This window comes from Flavobacteriales bacterium (assembly GCA_029248105.1).
Classification (GTDB): Bacteria; Bacteroidota; Bacteroidia; order Flavobacteriales; family UBA7312; genus UBA8444.
In genome coordinates this window covers 1-19,127 of sequence record JAQWJZ010000005.1, presented here as the reverse complement: position 1 = coordinate 19,127, position 19,127 = coordinate 1, and the positions used below count along the sequence as shown (strand labels likewise).

12 protein-coding genes are annotated in these 19,127 nt (G+C 32.4%); 11 read left to right on the top strand and 1 reads right to left on the bottom strand.

Annotation, left to right across the window (positions count from 1 at the left end):
* From P8I29_00715 to P8I29_00665, 11 genes are all read left to right on the top strand, one after another.
* Positions 1-300: hypothetical protein (locus tag P8I29_00715; GenBank protein MDG1916318.1), on the top strand; the 300-nt coding region annotated here is incomplete at its 5' end.
* A 23-nt stretch (positions 301-323) separates the two neighbouring features.
* Positions 324-1,175 (top strand): hypothetical protein, encoded by an 852-nt coding sequence (locus tag P8I29_00710; GenBank protein ID MDG1916317.1) that lies wholly within the window; start codon positions 324-326, stop codon positions 1,173-1,175.
* The gene (locus P8I29_00705; protein ID MDG1916316.1) at positions 1,175-2,269 is read left to right on the top strand and encodes a glycosyltransferase family 4 protein; all 1,095 of its coding nucleotides are present in this window, start codon (positions 1,175-1,177) and stop codon (positions 2,267-2,269) included. Before P8I29_00710 ends, P8I29_00705 begins: the two co-directional genes overlap by 1 nt.
* On the top strand, positions 2,266-3,339 hold the full coding sequence (wecB, locus tag P8I29_00700) for a UDP-N-acetylglucosamine 2-epimerase (non-hydrolyzing) (GenBank protein MDG1916315.1): 1,074 nt from the start codon (positions 2,266-2,268) through the stop codon (positions 3,337-3,339). Before P8I29_00705 ends, wecB begins: the two co-directional genes overlap by 4 nt.
* Positions 3,332-4,552 carry a glycosyltransferase family 4 protein gene (locus P8I29_00695; GenBank protein MDG1916314.1) on the top strand — a complete coding sequence of 407 codons (1,221 nt, stop codon included), beginning with the start codon at positions 3,332-3,334 and terminating at the stop codon, positions 4,550-4,552. Before wecB ends, P8I29_00695 begins: the two co-directional genes overlap by 8 nt.
* Positions 4,533-5,471, top strand: coding sequence for a UDP-GlcNAc--UDP-phosphate GlcNAc-1-phosphate transferase (locus tag P8I29_00690; protein MDG1916313.1), 939 nt, complete (start codon positions 4,533-4,535; stop codon positions 5,469-5,471). The genes P8I29_00695 and P8I29_00690 overlap by 20 nt, the downstream gene beginning before the upstream one ends.
* The gene (locus P8I29_00685; GenBank protein MDG1916312.1) at positions 5,468-7,324 is read left to right on the top strand and encodes a nucleoside-diphosphate sugar epimerase/dehydratase; all 1,857 of its coding nucleotides are present in this window, start codon (positions 5,468-5,470) and stop codon (positions 7,322-7,324) included. Before P8I29_00690 ends, P8I29_00685 begins: the two co-directional genes overlap by 4 nt.
* A gap of 4 nt (positions 7,325-7,328) precedes the next feature.
* Positions 7,329-8,408 (top strand): DUF1972 domain-containing protein, encoded by a 1,080-nt coding sequence (locus P8I29_00680; GenBank protein MDG1916311.1) that lies wholly within the window; start codon positions 7,329-7,331, stop codon positions 8,406-8,408.
* Positions 8,409-8,461: 53 nt separating this feature from the next.
* Positions 8,462-9,838 (top strand): undecaprenyl-phosphate glucose phosphotransferase, encoded by a 1,377-nt coding sequence (locus P8I29_00675; protein ID MDG1916310.1) that lies wholly within the window; start codon positions 8,462-8,464, stop codon positions 9,836-9,838.
* A 48-nt stretch (positions 9,839-9,886) separates the two neighbouring features.
* The gene (locus P8I29_00670) at positions 9,887-16,951 is read left to right on the top strand and encodes a T9SS type A sorting domain-containing protein (protein MDG1916309.1); all 7,065 of its coding nucleotides are present in this window, start codon (positions 9,887-9,889) and stop codon (positions 16,949-16,951) included.
* A gap of 56 nt (positions 16,952-17,007) precedes the next feature.
* A complete protein-coding gene (locus P8I29_00665; protein ID MDG1916308.1) occupies positions 17,008-18,615 on the top strand; it encodes a hypothetical protein in 1,608 nt (535 codons plus the stop codon).
* Between the two features lie 71 nt (positions 18,616-18,686).
* On the opposite strand, the gene P8I29_00660 is transcribed toward P8I29_00665, so the two are convergent.
* Positions 18,687-19,043 carry a hypothetical protein gene (locus P8I29_00660; protein MDG1916307.1) on the bottom strand — a complete coding sequence of 119 codons (357 nt, stop codon included), beginning with the start codon at positions 19,041-19,043 and terminating at the stop codon, positions 18,687-18,689.
* Positions 19,044-19,127 lie beyond the last annotated feature (84 nt).

The following is a 19,127-nucleotide window of genomic DNA, read 5'->3' as shown; positions in this document are numbered from 1 at the left end:
ATAGATTATTCAGCTCAATACTATCAGTCAATTAATGATGTGAATTTACATTACATTGTTGACCCACATTCATTTATTTTTGAATTATTGATAAATAGCGGACTATTAGCCACACTATTTTATATGGGCTTAAATATTTGGATATTAGTCAAGAATTGGACGTATTCAAATTATGATATTTTTATACAGATTATAATATTTAATCTGTTGCTTTTTTCGTCTAGCTCATCTCTTTTTATCTGGCCTATCTATCTTTTTTTAATTATATACATTTGCAAAACAGCTCAACTTGAAAACTGAGCACTAATTTAATTGTTACTATTATGGATGTTTTTAATTTGTTGAAGTCATTGCTTAACTTTTTTCAGAGACAGTGGAAGTTCATTTCTACGTTTTTTATTATTGGATTACTACTTGGTTTAGTGTACGATTTTGTCAAAACACCTTATTATGAATCTACTGCAATTGCTACTTCTGGATTATCTTATTTTGAAGGAATTATTGATCCTACAGAATTGGATTACCCTATAATTGACCAGAAAATCGCTATTGATATGGTCAATGCCGTAGGTAGTGTAGTCGAGTCTTCAGAGCATGAAATTTTGGCTAATATTCTTCAAATATCCACAGAGGTAGCGCATACTATTAAGTATATAGAGGCTGAGCAACTTTACGAATTAGATTTGGAGAATAGAAGGCAGAAACTTTCCCAATTTCAAATCATAATAAGAGTAACAGATAATCAATCTATACCTTTAGTTAGTGATGGGCTTTACGATTATTTTAATAAAAATGCCTACTCTAATAAGAATTATACTTTATTTAAAAAGCAGTCACCTGAGTTGATGACTTACTTAGATGAAGAAATTGAAGATTTAAAATCATATAGAAATAATATTAAAAATAAATCTGATGTAGAGCTTAGTTCTATATCTATTGCTAACGATAAGAGTGAATTGCTGCAGAATCAAATTATCCAGTTGTATGAGAGAAAACAATCTATCGAAAGAGATTTGGAGTTATTAAAGCCACTTTCTTTTGTGTCTTCTTTTGCAGTTTATGAGAATCCAAAAAGTAGGACCTTATTTAGAGTTAGCATTCTTTCATTTGGGTTTTTATTTCTAGGCTTTATGATTGCTCTTTTCAAGGACGTTAACGCTATTATTCGCCGATAATGAAAGTTTGTCACTTGACATCTGTGCACACTAGATACGATACAAGAATCTTTTTGAAAGAATGTAGTAGTCTTGCCACAAATGGACATGAAGTTAGTCTGATTGTTGCCGATGATTTAGGAGATGAGTTAAAAGGTGGTGTGAAAATACATGATGTAGGTAAAAATAATTCTGGTAGATTAAGTCGTTTTACAAAAACGACTAGAAACGTTTTCAGAAAAGCTATCGGAATAGATGCAGATGTATACCATTTTCACGATCCTGAACTAATGCCTTTTGCTTATTTGTTAAAGCTCAAAGGTAAAAAGGTTATTTATGATGCACATGAAGATTTGCCTAGACAATTATTAAGTAAACCCTATTTAGGTAAGGTTAGTAAGAAAATTTTATCTTTTTTAATCGAAAAAATTGAAAACTTCTTTGCTTCAAGATTCACGGCTATCATTACTGCTACTCCATTTATAAGAGATAGGTTTCTTAAATTAAACAATCATACAATCGATATTAATAATTTTCCTATTATCAGTGAATTTGAAGATTTTTCGGAACACCCAAAGAAAGATGAAATATGTTATGTAGGAGGTCTTTCTCAAGTAAGAGGTATCTTAGAGGTTGTTAAATCTTTAGATAATTTAAATTCAATTCAATTCAATTTAGCTGGATTATTTAATGATGCTAATTATGAAAAGAAAGTGAAGTCACAACCTTCTTGGTCAAAAGTTAATGAGTTAGGATTCATAGACAGAGAAGGTATTAAGAACGTCTATTCCAAGTCAAAGATTGGTATTGTGACATTACATCCAATAGTCAATTATCTTGATTCACTTCCTGTTAAGATGTTTGAATACATGGCTTCTGGACTACCAGTAATTGCCTCTGATATTTCATTATGGAAAAGTATTATTGATGAAAGTAAATGTGGTATTTGTGTAAATCCATTAAGCCCTAATGACATTGCTAAGGCAATAGATGAAATGATACAAGACCCAAAGGCTTTAAAAACAATGGGGGTTAATGGAAGAAAAGCTATTGTCCAAAAATACAATTGGTCTATTGAGGAAAATAAACTTTTAAATTTATATAGTAATCTATGAAGTTAATAACTATAGTTGGGGCTAGACCACAGTTTATTAAAGCGGCGGCAGTAAGTAGAGCATTTAAAGAATTCTTTGAGATTGAAGAAATTATTATCCATACGGGACAACATTTTGATGCCAATATGAGTGACGTATTCTTTGAAGAATTACATATACCTAAGCCCCATTACAATTTAGCTATCAACAGTTTAAGCCATGGCGCAATGACAGGTCGTATGATGGAATCAATTGAGGCAGTTATTTTGAAAGAAAAACCAGATTATGTATTGGTTTATGGGGATACCAATTCAACTATTGCTGGGGCATTGGCGGCTAAAAAACTTCATGTTAAAGTGGTTCATGTTGAAGCAGGATTGAGAAGTTTTAACACTAAAATGCCCGAAGAGATAAACCGAATATTAACAGATAGGATTAGTGATGTTTTATTCTGCCCAACAAATGAAGCTGTCAAGAACCTTAATAATGAAGGTTTTCAAAATATTGATTGTCAAATCATAAAGAATGGCGATGTGATGCAAGATGCCGCCCTTTACTATAAAGACTTGGCTAAAAAACCGTCTTTCGACTTGCCAGAAGAATTTGTTTTATTAACCATGCACAGAGCCGAAAACACTGATGATTTGGATAAGCTCAAAAACATTATATCTGCTCTGAATAGTATTCATCAAAAAATGCCTGTTTTTTGGCTCATTCATCCACGAACTAAGCAAATCATTAATAGTCAGTCAATAGACGTTAAGTTTCATGTTTTTGATCCAGTAGGTTATCTAGAAATGATATATCTTCTTGAGCATTGCAGCTTAGTCATGACTGATAGCGGTGGTTTGCAAAAGGAAGCCTTTTTCTTTTCTAAAAACTGTGTTACACTTAGAGAAGAAACTGAATGGGTGGAGTTGATAGAAGGCGGATTTAACGTGTTAGTTGGTTCTGATGTTAATAAAATAAATGAGGGGTTTGATAATATGTCTAAAAAGCAAAACGATTTTAGTGTTGATTTATATGGCAAAGGTCAAGCGTCAAGAACTATTGCTTCACAATTGATAACACATAAAAAAGCAAATGACTAAGGATTCAAAGGTAGTATGGATTATTAATCAGTATGCTGGTTCACACAAGCATGGAATGACTTTTAGAAGTTATTTCTTAGCTAAAGAATTCATTAAACGTCATAAGGTTACTATTTTTTCAGCTTCCTTCTCTCATGTAATGAGTAATCCGCCAACTGTCACTCAAACTTTCAGTAAAGAAAATATTGAAGGTATAGAATATCAATGGCTTAAAGTGCCTATTTACAATAACTCTAAAAGTTTAGGTAGAGTACTTAGTATGTTTGTCTTTTTATATCGCCTTTTCTTTTTCAAGACCAAGACTTTAGATAGCCCAGATGTAATAATTGTATCTTCTATTTCTCCATTTCCAATATGGAAAGCATACTTTTGGTCTAGGCATTACAAGGCTAAACTTATTTTTGAAGTAAGAGATATTTGGCCATTAACGATAATTGAATTAGGTAATTTTAAAAAAAACAACCCTTTTGTTTTTCTTTTGCAGATAACTGAAAATTTTGCTTACAAGGTTTCCGATTATGTAGTTTCCGTTCTTCCTAATGCATTTTCTCACATGAAGAATCACGGATTGGATAAGAAAAGGTTTGTACATATCCCTAATGGTATTGATTTAAATATGACTCTTCAAAAAATTAAGCCAGAAATAGCAAGTCAAATACCAAAAAATAAATTCATCATTGCATACACTGGCGCTGTAGGGATTGCCAATTCGTTAATTACATTTGCTAAAGCAGCTAATTTATTGAAAGATAATAATGATATAATATTCCTAATTGTTGGTGATGGAAGCGAAAAAGAAGATATATTGAAGTATAAGTTGCAGAATAAGCTTATAAATTTAGTTTTAATTGATCCTATTCCGAAAAAGAATGTTATTCCGCTTCTTAAAGAATATGTTGATGTATGTTTTATAGGTTTAATGAGTCAGCCGCTTTTCAGATTTGGCATTTCTCCAAATAAAATGTTTGATTATTTATATAGTGCTAAACCAATAATTCAGTCCATTGATTCTGCAAATGATATTGTAAAAGAAGCAAATGCAGGAATTTCAGTTAAGCCAGAAAACCCTAAAGAAATTGCTGATGCTATCTTGAAAATATTTAAAATGTCAGAATTTGAGCGCAATGAATTAGGAAAGAATGGCAGAGCCTATGTAGAGAAATACCATTCGTATGAACAATTAGCAAAACAATATGAGTATTTATTTAATTAGTTTTTTTGTTTTATTTATTGTGATGTTAGTCTATTTGAAAATCGCTAATCGATTTAATATAGTTGACAAACCCAATAATCGTTCTTCACATGAAGTGGTTACAATACGAGGTGGTGGCATTGTTTTTCCAATATCTATTTTAATGTATTTCGTTCTAAGTGGATTTCAATACCCTCTTTTTGTAGCTGCCATTTTTATTATTTCAGCGATTAGTTTTATAGACGATATAAAGCCTTTGAATACTTCCATTAGGTTAGTTATACAGTTTATTTCTATTGTATTAGTTATTGTTCAGCTATTTCCAGATATACCTTTTTTATTTATTCCATTAGTTCTTTTTATTCTATTGGGGGGAGTAAATGCTTATAATTTTATGGATGGTATCAATGGTATTACAGGGGCTTACAGTCTAGTGTTATTATGTACTTTTTGCTACTTAAATCAATCTTTGTCGTTTGTTGATAATGATTTAATTGTATTTGGATTACTGTCTGTACTTCTGTTTTTAATTTTTAATTTTAGAACGAAAGCACTCTGTTTTTCGGGAGATGTAGGAAGTCTATCGATAGCCTTGTTTGTTCTTTTCTTATTATTTAAATTAATTATTGTAACGGGTGAGCCCATATATGCTTTATTTTTAATGGTCTACGGCATTGATAGTGGATTTACTTTGATTAGTAGAAAATTGAAAGGGGAGAATATTTTTGAACCTCATCGTACTCATTTATATCAACTCCTTGTTCATTTAAAAGGCTATTCACATTTGTCTGTTTCTTTCTTGTATTCATTCATTCAGTTAGGCATCAATTATTTGATTATTTTTCACATACTAAATATGAAGAAAGCATACTTTTGGTCAATTTTATTTATTTTAATATCAATTTTAAGTTATAAATGGATTAAAAATAGGTTAATATGAGGAACACATTAACAAACTTATCTCGTCAGAATAAGCAACTCATTATGATTGCTGCTGATGTATTTTTCTTGTTGTTTGCTATATGGTTATCATTTGCTCTAAGATTAGGATATGTATGGCCAGATCAGTTAGAATCTAATCTGTGGATATTTATTTTAATACCTACTGTGTCTATACCCTTATTTATAAAATTAGGGCTTTACCGTTCGGTATTAAAGTTTTTGGGAACAAAGGTTATTGTTACGGCTTTTCAGGCTATTAGTATCACTAGTTTAATACTAGGTTTTGTAATGATGATTTTTAGAGAAGCTGATATGCCTCGAACGGTCATTTTTATTTTCTGGTCAGTATCAGGGATACTCATTGTTGTCGGAAGATTTATGTTCAAAGGGTTACTTTATTCATGGGATAACTTTGTAAATAATAGAAAACCTACAATTATCTATGGTGCTGGTAGTGCTGGTGGACAATTGGTCGAAAGTTTACGTAAAAACCATGAGTATGCCCCTGTGGCCTTTATTGATGATGATGAAAGTAAACATGGCACCTTTATCAATTTTACTAAGGTATATCCTTTTCAAGAACTAAAAAGTATAATAGAAAACAGAAATGCAAAAATAATTTTACTGGCGATCCCTTCCTTATCCGCAAATGGAAAAAAAGACTTACTTAAAAAATTATCAAAATACCCTATTGAAGTGAAACTATTACCCTCTCTTTCATCCATAGTTGAGGGGAAGATTTCTATTGATAATATACGACATGTTGAGGTTCAAGATATTTTAGGAAGAGTTCCAGTTTCGCCCCAATCCAATTTGCTTAAACAAAATATCACAGGTAAGAATGTTTTAATCACTGGAGCTGGCGGTAGTATAGGTTCAGAATTGTGCAGGCAAATAATACATTTAAAGCCAAGTAAAATTGTCCTATTTGACCATTCTGAATTTAACCTATATAGTATTGATTTTGAGTTAAATTCATTGCAATTGACCGATTGTCAAATTATTCCTGTTTTATCTGATGTAACCAATATGGAAAAGGTTAAATCTGTCATTTCTAAAAATGCTATTGATACCATTTATCATGCCGCTGCATACAAGCATGTTCCTATGGTTGAAAGAAATGTTGTTGAGGGTGTATACAATAATGTAGTAGGCACTTATAATGTAGCTCTATCTGCTAAAGAATGTGAAGTTGAAAATATGGTTTTAATCAGCACCGATAAAGCTGTTAGGCCAACTAATGTAATGGGCGCGTCAAAGCGCTTCTCGGAACTTATTCTTCAAGGACTAAACTCTCAAAAAACCAAAACCTGCTTTAGCATGGTTCGATTTGGAAATGTATTAGATTCAGCAGGCTCAGTGGTGCCTTTGTTTAGAAGGCAAATTAAAGAGGGCGGACCTGTGACGGTTACTCATTCAAAAGTAACACGCTATTTTATGTCTATCCCTGAAGCGGTTCAATTGGTCTTACAGGCTGGAGCTATGGCAAAAGGAGGTGATGTTTTTGTTCTTAATATGGGAGAGCCAGTTAAGATTTTAGATTTAGCGTTCAGAATGATTAACCTTAGCGGTTTAAGACCTATAACAAACGAAAACCCTGAAGGTGATATAAAGGTTGTCTTTACTGGCCTTAGACCTGGAGAGAAATTATATGAAGAACTGTTAATCGGTCACGATGTTATTCAGTCTAAACATCCTCAGATAATGCAGGCTAATGAAGCGAGTCTTTCATGGGAAGATGTGCAAGAATCTATTGTAAAAATCTCAGACTCCCACATCAGCTTGAATGAAAAAGATGTCAGAAAGCTTCTTCTTGAAAAAATCGAGGGATATAAACCGGTTAATAATTAGCTAGATGAAAATAGCCATTTTTGGAACGAGAGGAATTCCAAATCATTACGGTGGATTCGAGCAGTTTGCACAATACTTATCGGAAGGCTTATGCAAATTAGGTCATGAGGTTTATGTTTATAATTCGCACAACCATCCTTATCAAGATAAAAAATGGAATAAGGTCAATATAATTCACTGTTATGATCCAGAGTTTAAGCTTGGAACAATTGGGCAATTCATTTATGACTTAAATTGTACTATTGATTCTCGTAAACGAAACTTTGATGTTATTTTACAGTTAGGTTACACGAGTAGCTCGGTTTGGAATTGGTTATTTAAATCAAAACCCAAGTTGTTTACCAATATGGACGGTTTGGAATGGAAACGCACCAAATTTTCTAAAGTTGTTTCTTTATTTTTAAAATATGCTGAAAAGTTAGCCGTAAAACATAGTGATGTATTGATATCGGACTCATTAGGAATTCAAACTTATATAGAGCAAAAGTATTCGAAGAAATCTATACATATTCCTTACGGAGCAAATTCATTTAGAAGTCCAAATAGAGATATTCTTAATGATTTTCATTTATTACCTTATGAATATGATATGCTGATCGCTCGTATAGAACCTGAAAATAATGTAAAGGCAATAATTGATGCGTTTGTAAGTACCAATACTACAAGAAAGCTAATTGTTGTTGGAAAAATGAACACTAAACTAGCCTATGAGATAAAATCATATATTGATGATTCTAGAGTTGTTTTTTTGGGGTATGTCAACGATATTGTCAAGCTCAATAATCTCAGATATTACTCAAACTTATATTTTCACGGGCATACCGTAGGGGGGACAAATCCTTCATTGCTTGAGGCAATGGCTTCTGGCGCTTTAATTTGTGCGCATAAAAATATTTTCAACTCTTCAATTTTAGAACACGACGCTTTCTATTTCGAAAATCAAGAACAATTGATTTTTGCAATTCAAAACTATCATAAGTCAGATTACCCACATCTGTGCTCAAAAAATTTAGAGAAAATAGAAAACACGTATTATTGGAACAAGATAATTTCTGATTACGAACAACTTTTAACAGGATTTTGAATTACTTTCTATTCTTAGTATCTTTATAGTATAATACCTTAACACGTTTATTGATGAATGCAAAAGCACTTAAATTACGTCTTTTCTTTGCTTTAGGTGATATTTTTCACTTGTGCTTTTCATTTATTCTTTCTTATAGGCTCGTCTTTTTTACTATAGATATCTCCCAGAAATATCTTTTTTTATTGATTATTCTTTGTTTAACGTGGCTACTTGTAGGCTCTTTTTTTCGTCTTTTTGATTATGACAGAGCCGCTAGAACTGAAATAATGCTTTCAAACCTGCTCAAGTCTTTTGTAGTTAATGGATTGATGATTACCACTCTTTTATTTACTCTAAAATCAAATACATTTTCAATAACTTACCTTTATTATACATTATTTTTCGCCTTTACATTCTTAATTATTTGGCGTGTTTTTTCGGTTTTACTGATTAAAAACTATAGGAAGTTAGGTTATAATTATAAAAATGTAGTGATTATTGGATCGGGGGTTATTTCTTCAAGATTACATCAGTTTTTTTCAAAGAAAGAACATGGATATAAGTTGTTGGCAATTTTTAATGGCAAAAAAAATTATAAAGATTTTAATTGCCCTTGCTTTCATATTGATGAGTTATCAGAATTTTGCGAAAACAACAATGTTGAAGAAATCTATTATTCAGAATCTATAACTGATAAGGCTACATTGAAAAAGATGATGTTGTTTTGCGATGATAAAATGATCCGTCTAAGGATAGCGCCAGATTTTAGTTCGTTTAAACAAAGAAAAATTAACATCGATTTTTTGGGCGGCTCTCCAGTGATAACCTTGAGAGAGGAGCCTCTTCAATATGAGTTAAATCGTATTGTCAAACGTTTTTTTGACATAATATTTTCTTTAACAGTTATTGTTTTTATAATGTCATGGTTGGTTCCTATTATTGGAATTATTATTAAGTTAACCTCAAAAGGACCTATATTTTTTGCTCAAACTCGTTCGGGTTTAGATAACAAAGAATTTACTTGTTATAAGTTCAGAAGTATGACCATTAATGAGATGTCTGATGTGAAACAGGCGACAAAAAATGATCCAAGAACAACGGCTTTTGGTCGTTTCTTGCGAAGAACAAGTATTGATGAAATGCCTCAATTTTTTAATGTGTTGATGGGAGATATGTCGGTTGTTGGGCCAAGACCTCATATGCTTAAACACACTAGCGATTACTCTAAGATAATAGAAGGTTTTATGGTCCGCCAATTAGTGACGCCTGGAATAACAGGTTCTGCACAAGTAAATGGTTTTAGAGGGGAAACAAAATCTAAAGAAGATATGGAAAATAGGGTCAAGTACGATGTTTGGTATATAGAGAATTGGACATTGTTATTAGATGTTAAACTTATTTTCTTGACAATAATAAATCTCATAAAAGGTAGTGATAATGCGGTTTAATTTCTCGTGTTTTGTATATTTGTATTCTTACTTAAAGCAAATATTATCATGAGATTCATATTCTTTTTTACATCATTTTTAATAGTTAGTATTTGTTCTTTTGGACAGATTAACCAAGCTTATCAAAACACCGTTGACTGTTTAGATTTACAGATAGAAGTTCTGGCGGAACCTTTTTGTGCTGGCAGTTTCAATGGGGGGCAACTAAAAGTAAATGTAAGTGCAGGTTCTGGTTCAGGTGATTATTCATATGAGTGGTTAGATGATAACGGCAACGACCCCCCTGGTGGCCCACAAACTAACGCCACAACGTTGAGTTTTTTGACTGTAAATCAAACTTATTGGGCTTATGTGACAGATAATGTGACAAGTTGTTATGATTCTGTATCCTATATTTTTGAAGATTACTCTTGTCAGCAAGATACTGCGTCATTAGAAGTACAGAGTCCATTTGACATGAACCCTGTTGGGTACAGTCAATATTCAGAATGCGATATTAAACTAGTCAACTTAGGTTGTCAACTAAATTTTAAGCCTGAATTCACCATTTCTCATGAAACTGAGGACATAGAGTTAAATGATTTTATTATTGAGTTTTATAATGCTCAATCCAATTGGGAGTCCATACCCTATTCTATTAATACTGATGGAGATGCGGTAGGTTATTGGGGGAGTCAGAGTGGTGAAACTTTAAACTGTGATATTACTCAAGTTAGACCAGTTAGGGTGAAATTTAATCAGTTTAACCCCACAGCTCCTACTGGCGAATATATGGCAACACTAAGATTGTGGAGTGTTGACGAAAACGGTGACCCACTTTCAGTAGTCTCTGAAGAAGCATATGTTTCATTAACTTTAATGGATACTATTTGTGAGGATTTATCTGTCAATAGCCAATTGACGAATGCCAGTTGTTCGGGAGTAAATGATGCTCAAATAATACTAAGTGGTAGCGGTGGCGAAGGGCCTTATTTATTTTCTTTATCTAATAGCCCATACTCAACGGATAGTATATTTAATCTTTTAACAAATGGTATTTATTTTGCAGCCATAAAAGATGCTAATAATTGCCAAAATTCAGATACCCTCCATATTGGACCAGCCCCTGTATTACCTGATTCTATATGGTTTAATTCTATTTATCCTTTTGCGGCCAATATTGTCTGGAATGTAGACTCATTAGTAGATGGCTATAAGTTTAGATATCGAGAAGTAGGGCAATCATGGCAGGGGCCTGTTGCTTCTGGGAATTATACAAACGGAATTGCAGAGATGCTTCCATATAAAACGCTTTCAGGCTTGACTCCAGCGACAACTTATGAAGTTCAAGTCAAAGCAAATTCATTGACCGGTTGTGAAGAAGGCTGGTCTACAGAAATATATACGTTTATGACACCAATGGAAGTATATGTTTATAATATTGATAATACATGTGTAGGAACGAATTCAGGTCAAATAGAATTTGAAGTCATTACAAATAATGCATATACATTTGATTGGCAAGGTCCCAACGGTTTCTCTTCTACTGATACCTCAATTTATAATTTGGCAGAAGGTGATTATAATCTTCAAATATCTAACGGTCAAGGTATAATTTTCGATTCTACTTTTGTCGTAGCTGTTAGTGATTCCGATATTGGTGTGACTCTAAACGGTGACCCTTCTTTAATTTCTTATTCAGTAGTAGACCAAGTGTATTATGCTCAATCTTGTGATTTAATTAGTTATGTGATAGCCGATAGTGGCTATTCAAATTACTCTTGGCATTATGGAGATTCTTTACATTATGTTGAAGGACAACAAATTTTAATAGATACTTCAAATGTTTTTGTACAAGTTGAAGCGTTAGATTCTAATAACTGTATACTAACTTCTGATTCTATTCATATTTCAATAGTTTCAGATTATGTAAACTTAATAGATGCAAATGGAAATGAAGATTACATTGATGATGTATATGTTTTGTGTAGTGCTGATAGCTCAATAAATATTGACATTAGTTCATTTATGACTGGAAATTATTCTATTGAATGGAGAGAGATTGTAGGATCAAATTCTATATTATTAAGTGAAAATGACACCATTGAAATCATACCTACCCAGAGCACTAATTATGTGTTAAATGTTTCGAGTTGTTCATTTGATTTTTATGTGAATTTTTACCCATCTCCAAATATTGATGTCCAACATACTAACCTTCTTTGTTATGGAGATACAAATGCCACAATTTATATAGAAACAGATTCTTCAAATTCCATCAATTATTCACTGATTGATTTGATGAACAATGTTATTTACTTTAACAATACCAACCTCCCAATGGATACCATTGAAAATATTGCTGCAGGAACGTATACCGTTGAGTTAAAAGATGAATTTTTATGTGTCGTGAGCCAACAGGTTGATATACTTCAGCCGGATTCTTTATATTTTGATTCCCTACAGGTCCAAAATATTGAATGTTTTGCACAGAGTTTAGGTTCTATGTCGTTTAAAGTTTACGGAGGCGTAGATCCCGATATATTTATACTCAATGGAATCCCCACTGAGCTAACTCAAAACGCACAAGGGTATTTTTACATTGAAGACCTAATGCCTATGTCTTATACCATTGAAGTAATAGATTTAAATGGTTGTTATCATTCCTTAGAATTTGAAATTATTGAAGCTCCTCCAATGTTCTTTTCAGTAAATAGTTATTCAGATACCATTAGTTGTTACGGAGAATCAACAGCTATTATAAATTTGAATGTATCAGGAGGAACCCCATCTTATATCTTTGATTTATATAATCCAGATAGCTTATATGCCCAACAATCATCTAATATTTTTAATGAATTACCCGCAAATACTTATGAGGCATTTATAACTGATAGTTTTGGTTGTAAAGATTCATTAACACTAACTATTAATCAATATCCACAACTCATTATAAGCGAACAAGTTTCTTTGCATCAAGATGTATTGTGTAATGGCGATTCCACAGGATTTATTTCAATGATTATTGAAGGGGGTGATTTCGATTCAAACAACTCATCGTTTACTCAGTCCTATAACAATTTAAAAGCGGGTCTTTATGCTTATGAAATTATTGACAGTTCTGGTTGTTCTGCAACAAGTGATAGCATTCAAATTGTGGAGCCTCTTCCTATTATCATTTCTTTGACATCCTTACAATATATTGATTGTTTGAATTCTTCAGGAAATGTAGGGATTGAAATCTCTGGAGGAGTTTTGCCCTATATCTATTCTCTTAACGGTATAGATACATTTGATATAACTCTTCCAAATCAAACTATTACGTTTAATAATTTAGAGACAGGAGACTATACTCTTAATCTTTTTGATGCTAACTCATGTATAGACTCATTGAGCTTTAGTATAGAAGATCAAAGTACATTTGACTTAACAGTAGCAAATATATCGGATACATTATCTTGTTATGGCGATAGTACTGGTTTTATTCAGGTAGAAATAGGATTTCCTGGAAATTACACATACTCTTTAATACAAGGTGAAACGGTGCTTATTTCTAACCAGCAGTCGTCCTATTTTGAAAATTTGCCTGCTGGTGAATATGTCGTAGCAGCTGTTGATGACCAAGACTGTGTTGATAGTTTATATTTTTCAATTATTGAGAATCCACAACTACTATTGTCTGAAGATTTAGACTTACATCAAGATGTTTTATGTGACGGCTCTGCATTAGGATCAGTTACTACAATTATTCAAGGAGGAAAAATGCCTTACAATGTAGGCCTTGCAGGTGATTCTATGTATTCTTACCCTCATCAATTCAACAATTTGTATGTTGGAGAATATTCTTTTGTAGTTGTTGATAGTGAAGGTTGTTTGTCAGATACATTAACATCTGAAATAGTTACTAATCCAATCTTACCAGAGTTAGTGATTATTTCTGCAAATCAAGTAGATTGCCAAGGTCTAGGAAGTGCAACTTTTGAATTAATTAGTGGAAATGAGCCATTTATTTTTAGGCTTAATGGTGCTATTACAACTGTTAATTTAGATGCCCAAAATCAATTTACAATTCTCAATTTAGAAGCCAACCCTTATGAGCTCACCATAAAAGATAATTTCCTTTGTGCCGACACCCTTGATTTTGAAATATTTAATAATTCAGAAATAGAATTTGAAATAATTGACATTAACGATACATTGCCTTGCTATATGGACTCTTCGGGTTTTGTTGAGTTCGGTGTGCAAAATGGTACTGGTCCTTATATTTTCGATTTAGTATTAGATGGCGACACTATACTCACTCAAAATAATAATGTAATTAATGGTTTGCCAATAGGAGATTATATTGTTCATCTAACAGATGCAGCTGATTGTCATCAGCAGCTTTCTTTTTCAATTGTTGCTGAAGAGATAATTATTTCGGATAGTTTAGAATTACATAAAGATGTCAGTTGTTATGGTGCTAACGATGGTGAGTTTATGTTGCATATTGAAAGTATTTATCCCTCTCATGTATTGCGACTTACAGATACACTCAATACCGTTTATCCGTGGTACAATCATCCTCATTTATTCGACAATTTAGCAGGGGGAATTTATACAGTTGAGGTGGCTACTGCCGAAGATGACAATTGCCCTTATTTCTTTGAAGTAGAAATTTTAGAGCCAGATTCATTTATATTAGATTCTATTTTAGTAACAGATGTTATTTGTAGTGGTGATAGCACAGGAATTCTGGAAGCGTATTATTCTGGTGGCACTCCTAACTTTACTTATGTGTTTAATAATGACTCAAGCATACTGGCTAACGAATTATATGCTGCCTCTTACTATCTCGAAATCATCGATTCTAACGGTTGTATTATAGATACTAATTTTACGGTAAATGAGCCTAATGAGTTAATTCTTTCTTTAGTCGATAGTATAACGTTTAACGTTTCTTGTTTCGGAAATAATGATGGGCAAATAGGCTTAGATGCTAGCGGTGGCGTTCCGCCATATCAATACAGTATTTTAGGTAGTGCAGTTCAAGATACTAATGTTATTGTAGAGCTTTTAGCTGATACTTTTATTGTCTCTGTTACCGATAGTGTAGGTTGTGAAGACACCTTGACAGTTATTATTTCACATCCAGAATTAAACTTATTTATTGATAGTTATCAGTTGTCAGATAGTTTAGGTTTTTGTGCCTTGTGTTATGGAGACTCTACGGGTTTTATAGATATTTTGATAACTGGTGGTACACCAGCATACGATTATTTTATTGTTAATGAACCAGACACTTTTACTAGTCCGCATATTGAAAAGTTAGTAGGAGGGGAGGAGTATCAATTTTTTGCTATCGATGCTCAAGGCTGTTTAACGGATACTATTACTGTTGAATGTACTTCGCCAGATGAAATAATTTTAGAAATTGAAACGGCGACATTACCATCTTGTTGTTATACTTGTGATTCGGAAGTAGTACTTTCTGCTGTGGGTGGAATAACACCATACACTTATGGATTTGAAAATGGTATTTTCCAATCAGATAGTTTATTTGACCAGCTTTGCGGTGATTCGTCATATACGTTTAAAATTCTGGATAGCTTCGGATGTGAAAAACAGGATAGTTCATTAATAGTAGAAAATAGACCTTGCTTGACGGTTGATACTTTAAACTATATCAATAATGAATTGCCAGCATTAATACATTATGATATCTGTCAAGCAGATGGGACAGCAAAAATTTACACATCTGCACTTGAGGGTGTTGGAAGCTATTCTTTTTCTATTAATGGCGAGCCTTTTATTCAGCAAGAAGAAATTATGTTTGATAGTTTGTATCAAGGTAACCATTACATTATTGTGAAAGACGAATACAATTGTTTAGATACCTTAAACTTTGAAGTTGATGCACCTAATCCAATTGTCATATCCGACTTATTTATAGATACTATTTATTGTGGTGCACCTACCCTAAATAGCTCGAATAATCAGTCTGATATAGGTTCAATACTTGCTATTGCATCAGGAGCTTCAAGTGGTGTGTACTTTTATTCTCTAGATGAAATTGACAGTGTTCTATATCAGTCAAATGGTTTTTTCGATGACTTAGATTCTGGATATTATTCGATGAATATTATTGATTTAAATGACTGTGTTGAAGAGTTTGATATACACATACCTTTTTATTCAGCTTCTGTTGAATATAGTGTAAGCGACATTACCTGTCCTGATTTCAGTAATGGTATTATTGAGATTGACACTGTAATTGGAGGGTTTAACCCTTGGGTTACCTTTGATGGCAATACGACAACTAATAATAGTTTTTCATCAATTTCAGAAGGTCAACATAACCTTACCATTCACTATTTTATACCAAATAGCACTGAAATTTGTTCTTACACGGATACTATTGAGTTTTTTGATAAAGAGCCTTTAGATTTTAGTTATGAGTTAAAGAACCCGACTTGCAATGGTGTTTGTGATGGTTCAATTAGTATAGCTCAGATTGATGGTGGGACAAGTCCATATACTATATTATGTCTTAATACTACTGATACAACTCTTGTTTTTGAAGGTTTATGTGCTGATGAGTATGCAATTAAAATGGTTGATTCTAACGGTTGTTTTATTATTCAAGATGTTATGATGTTAGAGCCTAACGCTTTATATCCAATAATAGATTTTGAAGATGGGCAATTGGTTGTTATAGAGCCAACGATAGGTAGCCCATTGTCAGGAGTTCCTCCATATACATATCAGTGGTATGACTCTAATGGACAGATTGCAGGAGCAAATGATAGTTTATATGACCCTGCGCTTCCAGGTGATTATTCAGTTGTCGTAACAGATGATACGGATTGTATTGGTGAATCTAGTTTTTATAATATTGAGGTTTTGGCAATGTCTAATTGGGATAGTGATTTAGTAAATGTATACCCTAACCCTTTTAAAGATAGATTAAAAGTATCGACGGAATCTAAAGATAGGATTGATTGGATCATAAGTGATACAAGAGGAAGGGTTGTTCAGAGCGGACAAGATATATTTTCTTGGACAATAAACACTTCTAAATTATATAATGGCATCTATTTTTTAAGGTTAAAAAAGGGAAATAATGAACTTATTTATAAGATTGTAAAACAATAATTATTAGTTTTTAAAATTTCATTACTTTCGTAGAATACAAAAATGTTTCAAATCAGATGAAAAAGTTTATTAATTTAATAGTGATTTTTGCTTTAACAGCTTTTAGCTCTTATTCATTTAATTCAATATTAGCTGAAGATGAGGTTGTTATTTCTATAAGTAAAAATGATATGATCGTAGTGTCTGACGTTGCTAAGGTTATGCAGTACGCTAAGGTTAAGGGTTTAAGTGATAGAGCATCGGATCAGGTCAAGCTAGCTGACGAAGCTTATTCAAAAGGAGTTCAGTTATTGCAACAGTCCGATTATACTCAGGCTATTCTTTCTTTTAAAACAGCTTTTAAAAATTATAAAAGAGCTAAGCTCAATGCTGATGCGCTTAATTTCCCTAATCTGCAATTAGCATTAGCTCATCAATTGAGCGATGATGATAGAAATAAGAAAAAGGTAGTTCGATACCTTGAGTTAGTTACTAAGTCCGTAGAAAAAGAGAAAGAATGGTTATATAATCTTGCTATTTTAAACTACCTAAATAATAACGAAACTTTAGCGGCAGAGCAATTAGAGGCGGTTATTAAAATGGATAAAAACTTCTTTAAGGCTTACGGTAATTTAGCAGCTGTTTATAAGACAATTAATGAGTCCAAGAAAGCAGATAAGGTTCTGACACGACTCAAATATGCTCAAGATGATTTAGCTGAAAAGCAAAGAAAAGAGCAGCTAGCTTTAGCTAAGAAAAATGAAAAAGCTAAAAGCTCAAATAAACCTGATAAAGTTGAAATTAAAGAAGAGCCTCCTAAAGGGATAAATATCGATGCGATGTCTTTATCTGCCAAAGGTGATGGTAAATCTGTGCTGAAGAATGAAACAATCACAGCATTTGATGATCGTTTAAGAAAAAAACTTAGAGAAGGACAGGATTTCTACGATCAAGGTATTGTTTTGTTTAATTCAGGAGAATTTCCTCTTGCTATTAAAGCGTTTAAATCTTCTTTGAAAAAATTCAATCAAGCTAAGGTTTCTCAACTAACACTTAGCTATGTAAATACTCACTTAGCGATGTCATATTTTAGAAGTTCTGAAAAGCGTGATAAAAAGAAGGTGGGTCCAATTATAGAAATGCTATCCAAACAAGTTTACGAAGATAGAGATTTGACATATAACATTGCTGTAATGCAATATGGTCTAGGTAAAAAAGACAAGGCTATTGACTTATTAGAGAAATGTAATTCTATGGATAAATACTTTTTATTGTCCTATCAAAATCAAGTTGCGATTCACAATGAATTAGATGATCCGAAAAGTGCAAAAAAAGCCTTTAAAAATCACGAGAAATATAAAAATGAACTGACTGAGGTTTATAAAGAATATGTTCGAACAGGGGTGAAAAATAGTGATGTGGATTTATCCTTTTTAGATGGAGCGATATTCAGAGTTGCATTAGGAGATTTTAGTGAGTTTAACATGCCTATAGATATCTACTTGCATGATGATTTAATAACTGTACCACTAGGAAATAATTTCTTTTCATTTATCTGCGGTAACTACGATAGCTACAAAAAGGCTGAATCTTATTTGTCTAAATTGAGTTCAAATGGTTATGAAAATGCCTTTATTATTGCTTTTAAAGATGGTGTAAGAACTGATTTTGCATCAGAGTTTTAGAGGGCATATAAATTTTAATAATAAAAAAAGCACATCGTTTAGATGTGCTTTTTTTAAATCTTGTTTTTCATTTATTTACACTCCCAACTTTCAGTCCAATTGTATTTATATAGTCCTGAAGTAGAATCACCTACTGTAGTTTCAAAAGTTAACGTTGAGTTATTAATATCTTTCAAATCATCACCACAAGCTTCTGTAACGGATGTAGGACTTAAATAAGTGCTCATGTTATCATCAGATAACATAACATAACCTGGTCCGCTATAGGCGATGCTACTAATGGAATCTAAAATTAATGAGTCATTACTATTAGAGTAATATTCAACGGATAAATTAACGTCTGTTGTGATTTGGCAATCCATACAATCCAGGCAAGATGATAATGCTACTGAAGCCAAAAGTCCGGTTAATATGATTTTAATATTCATTTAATAAATTGTTAAGGTTAAAAATGTTTTGTTAATTAGAAGGCATATCCTACTCTAATTTTTATTCTATATGTTTCTAGTTTA